This window comes from Odoribacter sp. (assembly GCF_985060555.1).
Genome location: NZ_CFKYFN010000055.1, coordinates 14,841 through 32,763 on the forward strand (window position 1 = coordinate 14,841; position 17,923 = coordinate 32,763).

Consider the following 17,923-nt stretch of genomic DNA (forward strand, 5'->3'; position numbering starts at 1 on the left):
TTTATCATTCCCTCCGGATTGTCGTTTGCCGGTATACCGGTTCCCCGTTTTTCCCCAATCCTTCGACGGTGATGGTATAACTGCCGGCCATGTCGGAAGTGAAAAAAGAGAGGGAAGTCTGCCCGGATGAATCGATCGGGACGACCGGTTGCCAATAAATCGTGCTGCGGTAGTCGATCTCAGGAGCTTTGAGTATTTCCGGGTCGTTGTATTGGGGCATGTAGAATTCATCCGGTTCGGAGTAACCTAAAGGAATGAATTTGATCAACCCTGGAGTGGCTTTGGGGGTGAAATGGCCATGTTTGGTATTGATGACAATCACACCGCCGGCACCGCCTTGGGCCATGAAGAAAGTCAGCCGGGCTCCGTCGCGGATGACTCCCAGATTGTCCACATCCTCCGGCATCACTGCGTTCAGCATGTCTTCGGTCTGTGGCAATCCGTCGATCATGAACAGAGGCGTACTTCCGTTGCGGGCCATCGTCACTTTGGTACCGGAGACAATAACACCCGGAAGACGGGATAATAGTTGATAGATACTGGAAGTATTGAATTTATTCAATTCTTCCTGGCCCAGGATGTAATCCGTCATATCTGTGTATTGGCCTTCGTATTTGTGTTGTACGCTTTCCGGACGGTGACGTAATACGACCGCTTCGTCGAGAATATAGACTTTCACACCGTTCTGGTAGAAATAACTACCTTTGAACTGGTCCATAAATTCTTCTTTGCCCAGCGGTTTATTTTCCCGGGGGATTGTAAAATGAGTGACGGGATCTTTAAATAGCCGGGGAGTGATAGTTATATCTACCATTTTTCCTCCTTTCTCTTTGTAGCCACGTACCAGAAAAATCGTACTATCGGGGAAATCCAGATCCCGGATGATGAATTCTCCGTTTTCGTTCGACTTCACTTCTCCCAATGTATTTTCACCGGGGATAAAGATTTGTACACTGGCATTCGCCATCGGCTTATTGCTATAATTGGTGATTTTTCCCCGGATTTCTTGTCCCTGTTCAAGCTTGAAAGTGGCTTTAGAAGGTGTGGCAGTCAGGAATTTCCCGATCTCATAACGGGTCCAGCCATGAGTGAGCATGAGGAGATCGATGTGTTCGGGAGTTTCACGACTATAACTTCCCGGGGCTTCGATGTGCCCTTTGAGGTCGGAGGTCAGGAGCAGATAACTGACGATATTGTCCGATAGGGTGTCACGGGGAACCATCGTATTGTCCGTAACAGAGAGGGAAAAACTGCCTTCGAGGGGGTGCTCGCCGATGTCTGTAAACTGTAGTGTCAGGTTTACTTTTTCCCGTCTGTCGTATTTTTCTTTATCGGTCCGGAGTTGTAATACAGGTTGCGGATCCGGCTTTATAAAATAAGAACGCTGGCTGTAAATGTGTGAGTCGGCATCGGCTAGTACGAACTGCACGGTACCACCGGGCAGGGAGTTCAGGGGTAAGGCCCCTGCGAAATCGTCTTTTGCCGGTAGCACGCCTAACAGACGTCCTCTGGAGTGCATAACGATATAAATCGTTTTCCCTGCAGGAAAATGAATTCCTTTTTTGACAGCAAGGATCAGGTGGTTGTCCTGAGGATAAACCTGCAAGGCCAGATTTTCCGCTTGGGGAATCTGCAAGTCGACTCTTTTTTCCCGGTTTGTGGCGGTATGTACCAGGGCATAGTAGCGTTCGCCCGGCTGGGTGGTCAGTTCCAGGGTTCCCATTCCCCGGTGAAAGGTTGAAAAAGAAACGACTTCCTGTTCCTTACTATTGTAAATTTTTCCCTCGGCAGCTATCGAACGTCCGTTTGCATCCAGTGCCTTAAAGGCGACGGTTTGCGTGGTGCCCGCTAATAAATTACCGCCTTCCGGGAAGAATTGAAAGTCGAAGTCGTCGGAAAGATTCAATAAAGGGATTTCTCTTGAAAAAGCAAAAGGCAAGTCCGTCGGGAACGCTACCTGAATCCGGTCGATACTGTCGCTGACCGGATATTGTAAAGTGGCGGATCCTTGTTCATCGGTTTTCAAGGTAGTCTTGTTTACCGCTAGTTTATGACGGTAGGTCGTGATTTTCAGACGTTGATGAACATAAGGTTTGCCGGCATTATCGATTAGGGTGAGCGTCGTCCGGATTGCATTGTCCTGACGGCTGCTTGCCGTGTGAATGTTTACTTCATTCACTGTACTGACGATCTGTATATTTTTTTTGAAGAAAAAATCTTCTTCGTTATTTTGCATCCAGTTGGTAAAGACACGCAGGCAATACTCTCCCGGAGGGGTGGTGGATGGAATCGTCAAATTGCCATAAAAACAAGAATCGGTCTGTTTTATTTGGATACGTTTTAAAATCGAATCCTGACGGTTGATGAGTTCGAGGTAGATAAATTTACTTAATTGGGTCGGGATATGATAGCTGGCATCTACGCAGTAGGCTCTGAACCAGATATTTTCGCCGGCAGAGTAGGTCGGTTTATCGGTATGTAGATAAATTTTTTCCTGGGGGTTGAAATTGAAATAGTTGTTGAAACATTGTTCGATGTATGAAGGAAAAGCATCTTCGGTTTGAGCTCCGACGGGACGGAAAAGAAGGACCAGCATGATCGTGAACATGCCCGTGCAGATTGTTTTCATCATTTATTGTTTGTGGTTACGGGAACAAAATTAAGAAATAAAATGATATTTTTGTTCTGCTAAAGAGAAAATGCATGAAGCCAACAGAGAGTCGGAAACGGTACAATGATTACCCCGCTTATTTCAAAGAATTATTTGGAGAACGGGTGCAAAAATTGTCTATCGACGGTGGATTTACTTGTCCGAACCGGGATGGGAAAAAAGGGACCGGTGGTTGTACGTTTTGTAATAATGAGAGTTTTAATCCGGGTTATTGCCGGGCTGTGTCGGGGATATCCCGACAGATCGGGGAGGGAAGGGCCTTTTTTGCCCGAAAGTATATCGGTCAGAAGTATCTGGCTTATTTTCAGGCTTATTCGAATACCTATGCTCCTTTGGAAGAGTTACGGCAAAAGTATGAGGAGGCGTTGACTTGTCCCGATGTAGTGGGATTGGTGATCGCTACCCGTCCGGATGCTGTGACCGATGACGTATTGGATTATATTGCCGGATTGTCCCGGCGTTGTTATGTTTGTGTAGAGTATGGAGTCGAATCTGCAAATGATGAAGTTTTGCGAACGGTCAACCGGGGACATACTTTTGCCGAAGCTGAGGAAGCGATACGGAAAACGGCTGAGAGAGGTATCCGGATAGGAGCTCATTTGATTTTCGGCTTACCCGGAGAGAGCCGGGAGTCTATGTTGGAGGGGGCGGTCCGTGTGTGCGATCTGCCGATTCAGGTATTGAAGCTACATCAGTTGCAGATTGTCCGGGGAACGGCGATGGCCGAACAATATCTTCGGCATCCGGAGGTTTTCAGGTTGTATAGTTATGAAGAATACCTCGATTTTGTAGTGGACGTGATCGGACATATCCGGCCGGATGTTTATCTGGAACGTTTTGTCAATCAATCACCCGAAGAATATCTGATCGCTCCGAAATGGGGGATAAAGAATTATGAGTTTGTGGCTAAACTGGAGAAGAGATTGCGCGAGAGAGGAGAGTGGCAGGGGAGGTGGTATAGGGGGAAAGGTAAAAAGTAAAAAGCTAAAAGTTGAAGGTTTGGGGAAAATGAAGGAGGGGAAAAGAAGAGAGATGAAAAAAATAAAATAAAATGAGATGATGATTGGACAGGAGAAAGTGTATGAGACATTGAAAGCTTTGGGTATTGAATTCGATTATCTGGAACATCCTGAGGCATCTACGATCGAGATTGCCCGCCAATATTGGAAAAATTTGGACAGTACACATTGTAAGAATTTGTTTTTCAGGAATCATAAGGGAAACCGGCATTACCTGGTTATTTTTCATTGTGATCGGAATCTGGCGATTCATGATCTGGAACAACTATTAAAACAAGGGAAATTAAGTTTTGCTTCGGAAAAACGGATGGAGAAATACCTGGGGTTGAAGCCGGGATCTGTCAGCCCTTTCGGATTAGTGAACGATACGGAACACCATGTCTATGTTTTCCTCGATGAAAATTTGAAACAAGCCCGGAAATTGTCGTTTCATCCGAATGATAACCGGGCTTCTCTGGCTATAAAGACGGAAGATTTTATCCGTTATATGGATCAGACAGGGAATGGGTATGAGTGGATCAGACTTTATTGATTGGCGCAGTGCGCCAATCCTACTTCATTCCTTCCACCTCCCCGATTGTCATCGGTTTATATTTGCCGAGCCGGCGTGCTCCGTCGGGAGTGATCAGGTAGTCTTCTTCGTTACGGATGCCGCTGAAACCTTTCCAGGGTTCCAATTTGTCGTATTGGATAAATTCGCAGAACCGTTTTTCACTTCTCCAATAGTCGATGAGCTCAGGAATAAAATAGATGCCGGGTTCTATGGTAAAGACAAAACCGGGTTCCAGGGGGCGGGCCAGACGGAGCGATTTGAAACCGAACTGTGTACTTTTGGGTTGTCCGTTATATCCTACCCATACTTCGCCTAAATTCTCCATGTCGTGAACATCGAGTCCCATCATGTGGCCGAGTCCGCAGGGAAAGAACAACGCATAAGCACCCGAACGGGCTGCTTCGTCGGGATCTCCTTTCATCAGGCCGATCGATTTCATCCCTTCTGCAATCGTACGGGCGGCAATCAGATGGACCTCTTTGAACGGAATGCCCGGTCTTAGGGCGGCAACTGCGGCCTGATGGGCTTGTAAAGCGATTTGATAGATGGTTTTCTGCTGTTCTGTAAAATGTTTACTTACCGGAATGGTCGACGAGAGGTCGCCGGAATAGTGCATGCCGTTTTCCGCTCCTGCATCCAACAATAACAACTGCCCTTCGTGGAGGATATTACCGTGATAATGATTATGGAGGGTTTGCCCGTTAATGGTGGCAATCACCGGGAAAGACAATTGTCCGCCATTTTGTAAAGCGACTTCTGTCACTGCTGCTGCTATTTCACATTCTTTCATCCCCGGCCGGACAAGTTGCATCGCCCGGATGTGCATATCGGCGGAGATATTTACTGCTTCTTCTATCTCCCTGATCTCCTCGGCCGATTTGTAGTTTCGTTGGCCGACTACAGCCCGGATCAGTTCGGTAGAGGCTCCGGCAACTTGCGCTTCAGGGGCAATCCCCAGTAAACGGAGTAGGGTGACCTGATGTTCACCCCGGTAAGGAGGCAGATAATGGATACGACGTCCCTGCTGTACCGCTTTATTTAAATAATCGCTCAGCTGGGCGGTCGGAGCGGTTGCAGTGATGCCTACTGAAGCACTCTTTTCCCGTATCGTGGGTTGGGTGCCCATCCAGACGATATCGTCGATGGTCAGTTCATCCCCGAAAATAATTTCCCGGTCTTCATCGATATCGATCAGAGCCGAAAGACCGGCATAATCCGAACCGAAAAAATATAAAAAAGTCGAATCCTGACGGAAATGATACGTGTTGTCGGTATAATTCATACCGCTTTCATTGTTGCCGAGAAATAGTAAAATCCCTTTACCGATTTCTTTCTTCAGTCTGTTACGTCTCTGAATGTAAGTTTCTTTGTTGAACATAATCGTATGGTTTTATAAGTAGATATTGGGTTTGGTCAGTTGGTGTTATTGATAAAATCTTTGGGTAATACGCCGAATTGATTTTGGAAACATTTGGCAAAGTAGGAGGGACTGTTAAAGCCGACCATATAACAGATCTCGTTGATCTTATATTCGTTTCCGGCCAGATATTCCGCTGCTTTACGCAGGCGTACCAACCGGATAAATTCATTCGGGGTCAAACCGGTTACTGCCTTTACTTTGGCATACAGAAGGGTACGGCTCATATTGACACTTCGGGTGAGTTGGTCGACGGAAAATTCTGTATTCGAGATATTCTCCTGGATGATCTCGTTCAAACGGTTAAACCATTTTTCGTCGGCCTGTGTTTCGGTCAGGGTATTGATCGGGGTGAAAGGTTTCTCTGAAAAAAGACAACGCAGTTTGTTACGGTTTTCCAGCAGACTGACCATTTGTGCATACAGATAGCTCACAGATACCGGTTTCTCGATATAAACATCCGCTCCGTTTTCCAGGCCGGCGATTTTGCTTGCTGTATCCGTGCGTGCCGTGAGCAGGATTACCGGGATATGACTTAGATTGATGTCTCTTTTTATTCGTTTGCATAATTCTATTCCGTCCATTACCGGCATCATGACGTCGCTGATGACAATGTCCGGCTTCAGATTTTCCAGTGATTTCAATGCTTCTTCTCCATTTCCGGCCGTGTGGATATGATATCGTTGTCCGATGACACGGGTGAGATAAGAAATAAACTCTTCGTTATCTTCGACAATCAGTACGGTTCCGGCCTTTTTCCCATCTTTGTCGGTTTTTTCTGTTCCGGCAGGTTCGATCGGATCCTCAGTTTTTACTTCCCGGAGTGCTGCTGTTTTATCCGGAGAGGTTACAGAAATAGAAAGGTCGTTTTGTTCGTTCTGGGGAAGCGTGATCCGGAAACGGGTAAACCGGTTTTCTTCGCTTTCCACTTCTATCTTTCCCATCATTCGTTTCACCAACAGACTGACGATGGCTAGCCCGATACCGAAACCTTTGTTCGGGAGTTGGGGTTTATTGGCCGATTGGTAAAAGAGGTTGAATATTTTTTCTTTCTCCGTAGGTTTGATTCCCGTACCGTTGTCTTCGACAGAGATCGTTACCGTATGTGCTTCAGGATTTTCAGTGAGGGAGACCAGAATACGGTCTTTGGTAAATTTCATGGCATTGGTCAGCAGGTTACTCAACACTTTGGTCAGTGCTTCCCGGTCGGTGCAAATCCGGATCGGTTGTGGAGTATCGTGAGAGAGCTGTATCCCCTTTTGCTGAGCTGCAGATGTAAAACGCTGTACAGTTTTTTCCACCAGATCATCGATGTCGAACCAGGTGTTTTGGGAGGAAAAAGCTTCTTGTTCGGCTTTCGTAAAATCCAGGATCTGATTTACCAGGTCCAGTAACCGTTCGCTGTTGCGTTTGACGACTTCCAGGTCGTCCCTGATTTCCTCCGGGATATTTTTTTGACGCATGATCTCTTCTACGGGGGCCAGGATCAGCGTTACCGGAGTACGGATTTCATGGGTAATATGGGTGAAGAATCCGATTTTAGCATCGAACAGTTTGCGTTCGTTCTCGTGATGCAAGGCTGCGATCTTGTTGCGGTGGCGTCGGTTGGTCCGTTGTAATAAAAGTGCATACCCCAAAGCGATCGCTAAAACGATCAGGATACCGTAAACGACTAACATACCGTTCGACAACCACCAGGGTGGAAGAATTGTAATCCGGATTTCTGCTTTTTCGGGATTCCATACCTCGTCGTTATTACAGGCCATCACCTGGAAGGTATAATTCCCCGGGGATAGGTTGGTGTAGGTGGCTATGTTGTTTTGATTGTCCGTGTTGTTCCAGGTTTTATCGAAACCTTTCAACATGTATTTGTATTTGTTTTTACTCGGGGCACAATAGCTGGTCGTTACAAATTCGATAGAGAAAACGGCCTCGTTGTGAGGGAGAATGACCGAGCGCTGACGGTCGATCTGAGCTTGCAGAACCGAATGTTCGCCGATTGTTATATCCTGATTGAAAAGCCGGAAGGCCGTAAAAACAATATGGGGAATCACTTCATTCTTGCGGATACTTTGCGGATGGAAGACATTGAACCCATTGCTGCCGCCGATATAAATCTGTCCACCGGAAGTTTGCAGGCCGGCCTGGTTGGTAAACGGAAGGCAGACGAGTCCGTCTTCCTGATTGTAATAACTGATGGTTCCGTCTGAAGTATTGAACCGGAGTAAACCGGCATTGGTCGTGATCCACAATTCATTATAACTGGAGATGATCGTCTGTATGGTGGTATGGGTACGAAATAACGGATCGGGATGACGGGTAAAGCTATGATCGGCCGGATTGTAGGTATAAAGTCCGTATCCGCCCGTACCGATCCTTAACTTGCCCTGATCGCTGCACAGGCACACGATAGATTGTGGTAAACCGGTCTGATCGTTGGAATGAAATTTGAGGGTACTGGTTTTCAGGTCATAGCTGATCAATCCTTTGCCTTGCGAAGCAAACCAGATCGTGTGGTTGGCGTCTTCGGTGATGTCGGTGATGTAGCTGTTGTATCCCAGATCGGCGATAGTAACGAACGAATTGCTGAAGATATCGTAATATAGGATGCCGGTTTGGGTACCGAACCAGAGCCTGCCTGAGCTGTCTTTGTATATAGCGTATACACTGCCCGGATTCAAGCCCTTGATATTTTTATCCGAATAGTTGGTCACTTTACCGGTAGCTGAATTTAACCGGTACACACCGTGAGCATAAGTCCCGACCCACAATTCATGGTGGTCGCAATATAAGGCGTGCACGCTGAGGTCCGGATTTTGGGCGTCTAAGTATACCGGAGTGAAAGATTGGTCGTGTGGGTTGTAGTTCCAAAGCCCTTTATTATCTGTTCCGATCCATATCGTCCCGTCGGTGTTTTCACAAAAAGAATTGATGACTTTCCCCGGGGCACTTGTTTTGCCCGGTGTATAGCAGAACGTATTGAACCAATTGGTACCCGGCGTAAGATAATTGATACCTCCGGCGTTCGTTCCCACCCAGATACCTCCTTCCCGGTCTTTCAGAATCGAATAGACAATCCCGTCATTTAATCCTTGCGGAAAAAGAACATTGTATCCGATCGTAGAAAAAGTGTTCTCCGCCAGATTATATTGTGTCAGTCCGCTATTGGAACCGATGAGCAATATACCCGGTTGTATTTCGGTAATAAAATGGATATAGGTTATCGGTTCGTCAGCAGGAGGGAGGCAGGCCGTACAGTTGCGGGTTGTTTTATCGTATTTGAAAAGTCCGTTGTCACACAACCAGATATTTCCGAAAGAATCTTCACATAGGGCGTAAATGTAACGGGCTGTATATCCTTTTTGTTTATCTGTAGCATCGATCCGGAAAAAAGAGTCGGTGAAGGGATCGTATTTACATACTCCCTGATCATGAGTGGCTATCCATACTTCTCCGGTGTGGTCGATCAGAATTTTGGTGGTCAGATTGGAAATAAGACTCTTTTCATCGTTGATGTCGTGACTGTAATGTTTGATCTTGCCGTCCGAAGGATTGTAGCGGAAAACACCGCTTCCATAAACCGATATCCAGATTTTTCCCAATTGGTCTTCCTTGATCGAGTAGATGATTTTTTGAGAAAGCCGGTCCGGGATATCCGGTAGATGAAAGGTCGAAAATTTTTCTTCGGATACCCGGTAGCGGAAAACACCGTTCTCAGTACCGATCCAAAGATTACCTTTCGAATCCTCGAATAAAGAATGAATGACATTATTGCCTAAAGAAGCCGTGTCGCCGGGAATATGCCGGAAAGTTTTGAAATGGCGCGAATCGAAGCGATTCAGACCGTCTGAAGTGCCACACCAGATATATCCTGTCCGGTCCTGCAACAAACATTGTACAGCATTACTCGATAAGCCGTTTTCAACCGTATAATGGCGAAATTGGGAAGGAATGCCGAAGGTCGGGGAGAGTGAAGCGAGCGATAGAAAGAATAAGATAAAGACAAACGTTTTCATAATCATTTGGTTAATAGTGATGTAGCACATGCCCCTCTGGCGGTTTCCTTTTTTTTGCTTCAAATTTAAAAAAATTATCATTTGAAGTGTATTTTCGATACTTATATTTTTGTTTTATAAAAAAATGTTTTTATCTTTGAGATGTTTATTCGATGATTATGCTAAATGAAATTCGCATATTGCAGAACCGTTCCTACAAAGGACTTTTTGAATGCTGGTTATATTAGCGGATTCTTTTCTTTGTCCTGAATCCGAAGGACAATTTTTCTCTGTGTTTTTTTTATCTTGAGAGTGAGATAAATTTTATTATTCTAAATTTATTTCGTCATGCGTGGAAATATATTCGATATCAAGCGTTATGCGATTCATGACGGGCCGGGAATACGGACGACTGTTTTCTTGAAAGGGTGTCGTTTGCATTGTCGTTGGTGTCATAACCCCGAAAGTCAGGCTGTGGGAACTGTGTCGATGAAACAAGTCCGGAAATTAGGAGACCGTGAATTCGAAGAAATCCGGAAGGTGGGCTACGGGATTTCGGTCGATGAATTAGTCGAAGAGATAGCTAAAGATGCGGTGTTTTTCGAAGAATCGGGAGGAGGCGTTACTTTTTCAGGAGGAGAACCTTTGTTGCAACCGGTTTTTCTGTTGGAATGTCTCAAAGCTTGTAAGGCCCGTCGTATCCATACCTGTATCGATACGGCCGGAGTGGCTTCCGGAGCATATTTAGAAGAAATATGCCGGTATACGGATTTGTTTCTTTACGACGTAAAAACTGCCGATCCTCAAAAGTTCGAAGCGTACATCGGTAAAGGATTCCGGGAGGCGTGTGAACATCTGAGGAAAATTGCCGGACAGGGTGCCGGAGTGATTGTCCGGATACCTGTTATTCCCGGTTTTAACGACGATAAGAAGAGTGTGCAGGAGACGATTCGTTTTTTACAGACGATGCCTGTTTTGAAAGAGGTGAATCTGCTCCCTTTCCACCGTACGGGGGCAGATAAATACAAACGGCTCGGTATGGATTGGGAAATGGGAGATCTTCCGGGCCTGAAAGAGGAAGACCTGAAAGATATCCGGGAAATGTTCAGGGAACAAGGCTTTCGGATATAACCTGTTAAAAAACTATAAATCAAAACCATACTTATTATGAAAATGACCGAACGAATCAGAAAACTACGTGAGCAGAGTCTGAATGCTGAGAATCGGATCTCGGCGGAAAGAGCTTTACTGATTACTGAATTTTATCAATCGGGGATGGCCGATGCCGAACCGGTACCGGTTCAACGGGCTTTAGCGTTTAAATATATCCTGGAACATAAGTATATTTGTGTGAATGAGGGTGAATTGATTGTCGGCGAGCGGGGACCGGCCCCGAAGGCTACTCCGACTTATCCCGAAATCTGTATCCACTCGTTACAAGATCTCGAGATATTGAACGATCGCCCGAAAGTATCCTTTAAATCCGATGAAACTACCCGGGCTGCTTACCGGGATATCATTATTCCCTACTGGAAAGGGAAAAGTAATCGCGACCGGATATTTCAGAATTTGCCACAGGAGTGGAAAGAGGCTTATACTGCCGGTGTATTTACGGAATTTCAGGAACAAAGGGCGCCGGGACATACGGCTTTAGGGATAAAGATGTTTCGTACCGGGTTGTTGGATTTGAAAGAAGAAATAGCCGAAAGTCTGGCTAAGACCGACCTGGTAAACGATCCGGAAGGCGTGGATAAACGCGACGAGCTGAGGGCGATGGATATCGTTTGTGATGCAATGATCCGCTATGCCGAACGGTATGCCGAACGCCTGGAAGAGCTGGCGGCTGAAGAAAAAGATCCGGTGAGAAAGAAAGAGCTGGAGAAAATGGCTGCGATTTGTCGTCGGGTACCGGCTCATGCTCCGACAACCGTTCATGAGGCATTACAACATTATTGGTTTATCCATTTGGGTGTGGTTACCGAATTGAATCCCTGGGACTCTTTCAATCCCGGACGTTTGGATCAGAGCCTGTATCCGCTGTATAAAAAACAGCTGGAAGAGGGGACGGTCACTCAGGAAGAAGTATACGAAATGTTGCAGTCTTTCTGGGTGAAATTCAACAACCATCCTTCTCCGCCCAAAGTGGGGGTTACGGCTGAAGAAAGTAATACTTATACCGATTTTTGTCTGATCAATGTCGGAGGGGTGAAGGAAGACGGTAGCGACGGGGTGAACGAGATGTCGTATATCCTGCTGGATGTAATCCGGGAGATGCGTTTACTGCAACCCAGTTCGATGATTCAGGTCAGTAAGAAAAATCCGGACCGTTTTATCCGGGCTGCTGTCGAAATCATCAAAACCGGCTTCGGTCAACCGTCGGTGTTCAATACGGATGCTTTGGTACAGGAAATGTTGCGGGCGGGAAAAGATGTCCGCGATGCCCGGAACGGCGGGTGCTCGGGATGTGTGGAAACCGGGGCTTTCGGTACCGAAGCTTATATCCTTACCGGCTATTTTAATCTGCCGAAAATTCTGGAATTGACCCTGAACGACGGATTCGATAAGCGGACCGGCAAACAGATCGGTCTGAAAACCGGGACAGCTACAGATTATCGGACCTATGAGGAATTGTTTGCAGCCTATAAAGCACAGGTACAACATTTTATGCGGATCAAACTGACCGGTAACAATATCATCGAACGCATATTTATGAAATATATGCCGGTACCTTTCTTGTCCGTACTGATCGAAGATTGTATCCGGAACGGAAAAGATTATATGTGTGGTGGCGCCCGTTACAACAGTAGCTATGTGCAAGGGGTGGGCCTGGGTAGCATTACGGATATGCTGACCGCTTTACGCTATCATGTGTATGATAAAAAGACCATCGCGATGGAGACTATGGAGAAAGCTTTGGCGAACGATTTCAAAGGGTTCGAAGAGTTGCAGTATCAGTTGGTGTATCATACTCCGAAATACGGTAACGATGATGATTATGCCGACGAGCAGGAGGTACAGGTGTTCGACATGTACTATGATGTTTTGTCGGGACATAAATCTCCCCGGGGGGCGGACTATCGGGTAAATATGTTGCCTACTACCTGTCATGTTTATTTCGGTAAAGTGACCGGAGCTACTCCGGATGGACGGAATGCCTGGAAAGTGCTGTCGGAAGGCATCTCTCCGGTCCAGGGGGCCGATACGAACGGACCGACGGCAGTCATCCGTTCTGCCGCCAAAATCGATCATATCAAAACCGGCGGGACGTTACTGAATCAGAAATTTACTCCTTCGCTTCTTTCAACCGAAGAAGGATGTAATAATCTGGTACATCTGATCCGGGCTTATTTCCGGATGGACGGGCATCATATCCAGTTTAATGTGGTCGATGCCGATACGCTCCGGGAAGCTCAGAAACATCCCGAAGACTACAGGGATCTGATTGTCCGGGTTGCCGGATATAGTGATTATTTCAACGACCTGGGCGAAGATTTGCAGAACGAGATCATTTGTCGTACGGAACAAACGACATTTTAATACATTTTTAACGACTGGTGCTTTTTGAAGTAGTTTCTACAGCAAAAAGCATAAGTCGTATCTGAAAGTGTGAATAGTTATTGAAATTATAGAGATTTTTTAATGTGCGACATCTGTTAACTTAAAAAACGTTCGTTTCTTTTGGCGGAAAGCTGCCAAAAGAAAAATGGACAAACGATAATTAACAATTGACAATTTTCTGGAAGCATCGCTTCCATTAGAAAAAATGAGGAGGAAAAAATGAGAAATAGAACAAAGAGGGGAATTGTTGATTATCAAATAAATAAAGAAGAAAGTATAGGTTTGAAAATACATTGTCAAGTGTCATTTGACAACTGTCAATCAATCAAACGGCTGCAGGATCCAAGGACTTTATGAACCTTATAAACTTTTGCTAAATTAAACGAACATTTTTTTTGTAATCTAACAAATATATTTTATGAAAGGTAAACAAATTTTTTATTGGCTGAGTTTATTATTATGTCTGGCGGTGGCAGGATGTAGTAGTGACGGAGAAGACGAGGTTACGCCTAAAGATGAACCGGGAGAGGAAGGAGGAGGGGAACAGACCGGCCGGGAAGTATGGAGTTTCGATGTAAAAGTAATGCTCGACCGGGCGACTTTTAAATCTTACGGTTCTTCCGCAAACGTTGTAAACAATAAATTGAAACAGCGTTTTAAAGAAGTAAGAGAGCTTTACCATGGGAAAAAAGGAATCACCTATTTCGATGCCGATATAGAATTTGTCCCTTTCTTCGACGAAACTTGTGTATACGATTGTTCTTCTCAGGAAGTCCTGGATCATGCTGTGACCTATCGGGGCGATTATCCTTATCTTGTGATGTTCGACGGTAAAGTCGGTGATTTTTCCGATGAACGGGTACATAGCGATTGGACCGGCTGGGGGATCGAGGTCGTTTGCATTTCCGATAACAATAAAGGAGCACCTGACGGCGGGGCCACTACCTACGATATTTTATCCCCTTACAAAACTTCCGAATGCCTGGCCCATGAATTAGGGCATGCCCGCGGAGTTCCCGATATCTATGCGATGGAAGTGAAAACGAACCCGATCAGCGGGACCTTGTTCAGCCCGGTGACCTGTATGATGAATATTTGCTGGGGGGGAGATTCCTGGAGCGAATATGCACAATTACTGATCAACCGGAATAAAAATCTGGTGCGGGGACAAGAAGGATTCATTCCGCTGGAAGAACCCAAATATCCGAAGAACTTAGTGTTGAATATTACCCGGGACGGACAACCGGTGAAATATGCGGCAGTCAATATCTACCGGGAGGAAATGTATAAAAACACTGTCGATGTTACTGCTTTTATGAAAAAAACACTGGGGACCGACGGCTTGTTGAGCTTATCACCGGTCACTCTGTTCAATGGTGCGGGAGGAGGGATCGGATATGGCGTCCTCTTGATCGAAGTCGTTGACGGAGAGAGCAAAACCTACCGTTATATTCCGGTTTATGAGGTTCAGATCGCTTATTTGAAAGGAGATACGGACCAATATACGATAGAAATAAAATGTGATTGAAGAGTAAGGGGTAAGTAACCTCTCTTATACATACAATTACTTATTACAAACCATTAAATGATGTCTTATGAAGAAAATGCTAAAAGTAAACATGTTGCGTTTGCTATTGGGGATGTCGACTCTGGTATTTTTTGGTATATCAGGTAGTTTTACAGCCTATGCCGGCGATACGCCGGCAGCGCCACAGCAACATAAACGGGTAGTGAAAGGAAGGGTTACCGATAAAAAGACCGGAGAACCCATTGTCGGAGCTACGGTATGGTTTAAGGAATCGACCAGCGGAACAGCAACGGATGCTGCCGGAAATTATTCGCTCAACCGCCCTCAGGGAAATGCAATCCTTTCGGTGTCTTTTATCGGATATAAAAGCCAGGAAGTGGTATTAGGAAAAGAAGATGTGATTAATTTCCAGTTGGAAGAAACCAGTGAAATGATCGAGGAAGCCGTTGTCGTCGGTTATGGATCTCAACGTAAAGAGAGTGTAATCGGAGCGATCACGACTGTCGGAGTGGCTGAACTGAAACAACCGACGGGACAGATCAGTAACAGTCTGGCGGGGCGTCTGGCCGGTGTGGTTGCTGTGCAGCGAAGCGGTGAACCCGGGCAAAGTTCCGAGTTCTGGATCCGGGGAATCAGTACTTTCGGTGCCAACAAAGACCCGTTGATCCTGGTCGATGGAGTGGAAAGAAGTCTCGACTTGCTGGACCCCGAAGATATCGAATCTTTTTCTATCCTGAAAGATGCTACGGCAACAGCCGTCTACGGAGTGCGGGGAGCGAACGGGGTGATCATCGTGAATACCCGGCGGGGAAAAGAGGGACGACCCGATATCAACGTGAAAGCACAGGTCGGTATCCTTACACCTACCAAAGTGCCCAAAATGGCGAACTCGGCTACCTGGGCCGAGATGTATAATGTAGCCCGTACTTCTCACGATAAGGCTCCTCTGTATACTCCTGAAGAAATTCAAAAATACAAAGATCACAGTGATCCCTATTTGTATCCCGATATCGATTGGTTGGATGCTTTAATGAAAAATCATACTACTCAACAACGGGTGAATCTGAATGTCACCGGTGGGGGGAGTATTGCCCGTTATTATATTTCAGGCGCTTTCTTTAACGAAAACGGTTTGTTTATCAGTGATCCCGAACATGAATGGGATTCCAGGATCAATTACAAACGCTATAATTTCACTTCTAATGTGGATGTAAACCTTCATCCCACTACGATTCTGAAACTGAATATCGGTGGAAGTATGGAGACCAAACATCAGCCATACAACAGTATTAGCTCGATATTTAACGATGCGATGAATACTTCTCCGAACGTGATGCCTTTATTTTATCCCGATCGGGATGAGGATGGGGCTGTTCGTTATGCCGAATACGGGGAGGCAGTTCCGAATCCTTATAATACTTTGACTCAGGCAGGGTATAACGATAACTGGTGGACTAAGATAAACGCCATGATAGCTCTGGAACAGGATTTTTCGAAATTGGTGACCGAAGGGTTGAAGGCTGAAATTAAATTTTCATTCGATGCCAATTCCTGGAATCAGATTTTGCGGGGAGGTTCGCCTCATACCTGGTACGCCCGGATGAGAGATGATGATAATAATTTGGTATACGAGGAAAAGTCGTTAGGTTCAAATACGTTAAGCTATACTTCTTATGCGAATGGAGAACGCGCTTTATATTTGGAAGGACGTATCAACTACGACCGGCTGTTCGGGAAACATCGGGTTGGAGCACTCTTTTTATACAACCAGCGGAATTATCAGGTAGCTGCCGGTTCTTCTATCGACGCTTTGCCTTACCGGGATCAGGGGCTTGCCGGACGAGTGACTTATTCTTACGACGACCGGTATTTTATCGAAGGAAATTTCGGGTATAACGGATCGGAGAACTTTGCCAGCGGTAATCGTTTCGGTTTCTTTCCGGCAGGTGCTATCGGCTGGATTGTTTCGAATGAAAAATTCATGGGTGGTGTAACCCATATCATCGATATGTTGAAATTGAAAGCTTCTATCGGTCAGAGTGGTAACGACGAAATCGGAGGAGGACGGCGTTTCGTGTATTTGCCTACGATTGTCGGAGCTTACGGAACGTATTGGGGTACTTCCCATACCTATACCGGAGGTACTGCTGTCGGAGAGTATGCCAATGAGGATGTGTCGTGGGAAGTATCTACCAAAACAAATGTCGGTTTTGAATTGTCTTTATTCAATGCTTTACGTTTACAGGCCGATTATTTTTACGAAAGACGGAAAGGTATTTTTGTTCAACGGCAGTCGTTACCCGATTATGTCGGGGTATCTACCATGCCGTGGTCCAATGTCGGAAAGATGCAGAATCAGGGAATCGATGCAACGCTCGAATTCGATAAAAGTTTCGGTGAGTTTTTCTTGTCGGCCCGGGGAACCTTTACGTATGCCCGCAACAAACAAATCGATAACGATCAACCCGATTATATCGATAAATACCGGAACCGGAACGGACAAAAATATGGCCAGCAATTCGGTCTCATAGCACTCGGATTGTTTAAAGATGAAACGGAGATTGCCAATAGCCCTTCCCAGTTCGGTACTTCCTACCTCAAACCCGGAGACATCAAATATAAAGATATCAATGGAGACGGCGTAATCGACGATGCCGACGAAGTGCCTATCGGTTATTCCGATGTACCGGAAATTGTATACGGTATGGGAGTAAGTATGAATTACAAAGGATTCGATTTATCGTTGTTTTTCCAGGGGGTGGCCCGGACGACTTTTTTCCTGGGAGATGCCTATTTCCCGTTCAATTATCCGAATATCGGACGGACAGGTTTTCTGGATGATTTGAAAGATAAATATTTCGATCCGGCCAAACAGAATTTCGATGCAGAAATCCCTCTCTTGTATGATGAAGGATGGCATGGGAGCAACTATAAAAATTCCACCTGGTGGCAACGCAGCGGAGCTTTCCTGCGTTTGAAAACTGCTGAACTCGGGTATACTTTACCGAAATCGGTGACTCAAAAATTGCGTTTGAAAACAGTGCGTTTCTTCGTTTCCGGTACGAATCTCCTCACTTTTGCCAAGGATGTGAAACTCTGGGATCCGGAAATCAATTCAACGGACGGACGTGGTTATCCTTTGATGCGTACCGCTAATTTCGGCGTGAACATTAACTTCTAAC

9 protein-coding genes are annotated in these 17,923 nt (G+C 45.7%); 6 read left to right on the plus strand and 3 right to left on the minus strand.

The window, feature by feature from the left end; genetic code table 11:
* Positions 1-4 precede the first annotated feature (4 nt).
* Positions 5-2,632 carry a TonB-dependent receptor plug domain-containing protein gene (locus AC5RDS_RS07070; RefSeq protein WP_494222278.1) on the minus strand — a complete coding sequence of 876 codons (2,628 nt, stop codon included), beginning with the start codon at positions 2,630-2,632 and terminating at the stop codon, positions 5-7.
* Between the two features lie 71 nt (positions 2,633-2,703).
* Here AC5RDS_RS07070 and mnmL point away from each other — a divergent pair, with 71 nt between their 5' ends.
* Positions 2,704-3,651 (plus strand): tRNA modification radical SAM protein MnmL/YtqA, encoded by a 948-nt coding sequence (gene mnmL / locus AC5RDS_RS07075; protein WP_118113036.1) that lies wholly within the window; start codon positions 2,704-2,706, stop codon positions 3,649-3,651.
* Positions 3,652-3,727: 76 nt separating this feature from the next.
* The gene (locus AC5RDS_RS07080; protein WP_494222279.1) at positions 3,728-4,222 is read left to right on the plus strand and encodes a prolyl-tRNA synthetase associated domain-containing protein; all 495 of its coding nucleotides are present in this window, start codon (positions 3,728-3,730) and stop codon (positions 4,220-4,222) included.
* Positions 4,223-4,241: 19 nt separating this feature from the next.
* Here AC5RDS_RS07080 and AC5RDS_RS07085 read toward each other — a convergent pair whose 3' ends face one another.
* Both AC5RDS_RS07085 and AC5RDS_RS07090 read right to left on the minus strand, forming a co-directional pair.
* On the minus strand, positions 4,242-5,621 hold the full coding sequence (locus tag AC5RDS_RS07085; protein WP_013613762.1) for an aminopeptidase P family protein: 1,380 nt from the start codon (positions 5,619-5,621) through the stop codon (positions 4,242-4,244).
* Positions 5,622-5,656: 35 nt separating this feature from the next.
* The gene (locus AC5RDS_RS07090; RefSeq protein ID WP_494222280.1) at positions 5,657-9,676 is read right to left on the minus strand and encodes a hybrid sensor histidine kinase/response regulator transcription factor; all 4,020 of its coding nucleotides are present in this window, start codon (positions 9,674-9,676) and stop codon (positions 5,657-5,659) included.
* Positions 9,677-10,003: 327 nt separating this feature from the next.
* On the opposite strand from AC5RDS_RS07090, the gene AC5RDS_RS07095 reads away from it, so the two are divergent.
* From AC5RDS_RS07095 to AC5RDS_RS07110, 4 genes are all read left to right on the plus strand, one after another.
* Positions 10,004-10,786, plus strand: a complete 783-nt coding sequence (locus AC5RDS_RS07095) for a glycyl-radical enzyme activating protein (protein WP_013613764.1) — start codon at positions 10,004-10,006, stop codon at positions 10,784-10,786.
* 36 nt (positions 10,787-10,822) lie between these two features.
* Positions 10,823-13,192 (plus strand): trans-4-hydroxy-L-proline dehydratase, encoded by a 2,370-nt coding sequence (hypD, locus tag AC5RDS_RS07100; RefSeq protein ID WP_013613765.1) that lies wholly within the window; start codon positions 10,823-10,825, stop codon positions 13,190-13,192.
* Positions 13,193-13,631: 439 nt separating this feature from the next.
* Entirely contained in the window at positions 13,632-14,741 is a 1,110-nt protein-coding gene (locus tag AC5RDS_RS07105; RefSeq protein WP_013613766.1) for a hypothetical protein, read from the plus strand.
* A 67-nt stretch (positions 14,742-14,808) separates the two neighbouring features.
* Positions 14,809-17,922: a SusC/RagA family TonB-linked outer membrane protein gene (locus tag AC5RDS_RS07110; protein ID WP_013613767.1), complete on the plus strand. Its 3,114-nt coding sequence runs from the start codon at positions 14,809-14,811 to the stop codon at positions 17,920-17,922.
* The last annotated feature ends 1 nt before the right edge of the window (position 17,923 follow it).

Coding starts and splice junctions, on each gene's coding strand:
- AC5RDS_RS07070 (WP_494222278.1), bottom strand. CDS start 2,632: ATGATGAAAACAATCTGCACGGGCATGTTCACGATCATGCTGGTCCTT.
- mnmL (WP_118113036.1), top strand. CDS start 2,704: ATGAAGCCAACAGAGAGTCGGAAACGGTACAATGATTACCCCGCTTAT.
- AC5RDS_RS07080 (WP_494222279.1), top strand. CDS start 3,728: ATGATGATTGGACAGGAGAAAGTGTATGAGACATTGAAAGCTTTGGGT.
- AC5RDS_RS07085 (WP_013613762.1), bottom strand. CDS start 5,621: ATGTTCAACAAAGAAACTTACATTCAGAGACGTAACAGACTGAAGAAA.
- AC5RDS_RS07090 (WP_494222280.1), bottom strand. CDS start 9,676: ATGAAAACGTTTGTCTTTATCTTATTCTTTCTATCGCTCGCTTCACTC.
- AC5RDS_RS07095 (WP_013613764.1), top strand. CDS start 10,004: ATGCGTGGAAATATATTCGATATCAAGCGTTATGCGATTCATGACGGG.
- hypD (WP_013613765.1), top strand. CDS start 10,823: ATGAAAATGACCGAACGAATCAGAAAACTACGTGAGCAGAGTCTGAAT.
- AC5RDS_RS07105 (WP_013613766.1), top strand. CDS start 13,632: ATGAAAGGTAAACAAATTTTTTATTGGCTGAGTTTATTATTATGTCTG.
- AC5RDS_RS07110 (WP_013613767.1), top strand. CDS start 14,809: ATGAAGAAAATGCTAAAAGTAAACATGTTGCGTTTGCTATTGGGGATG.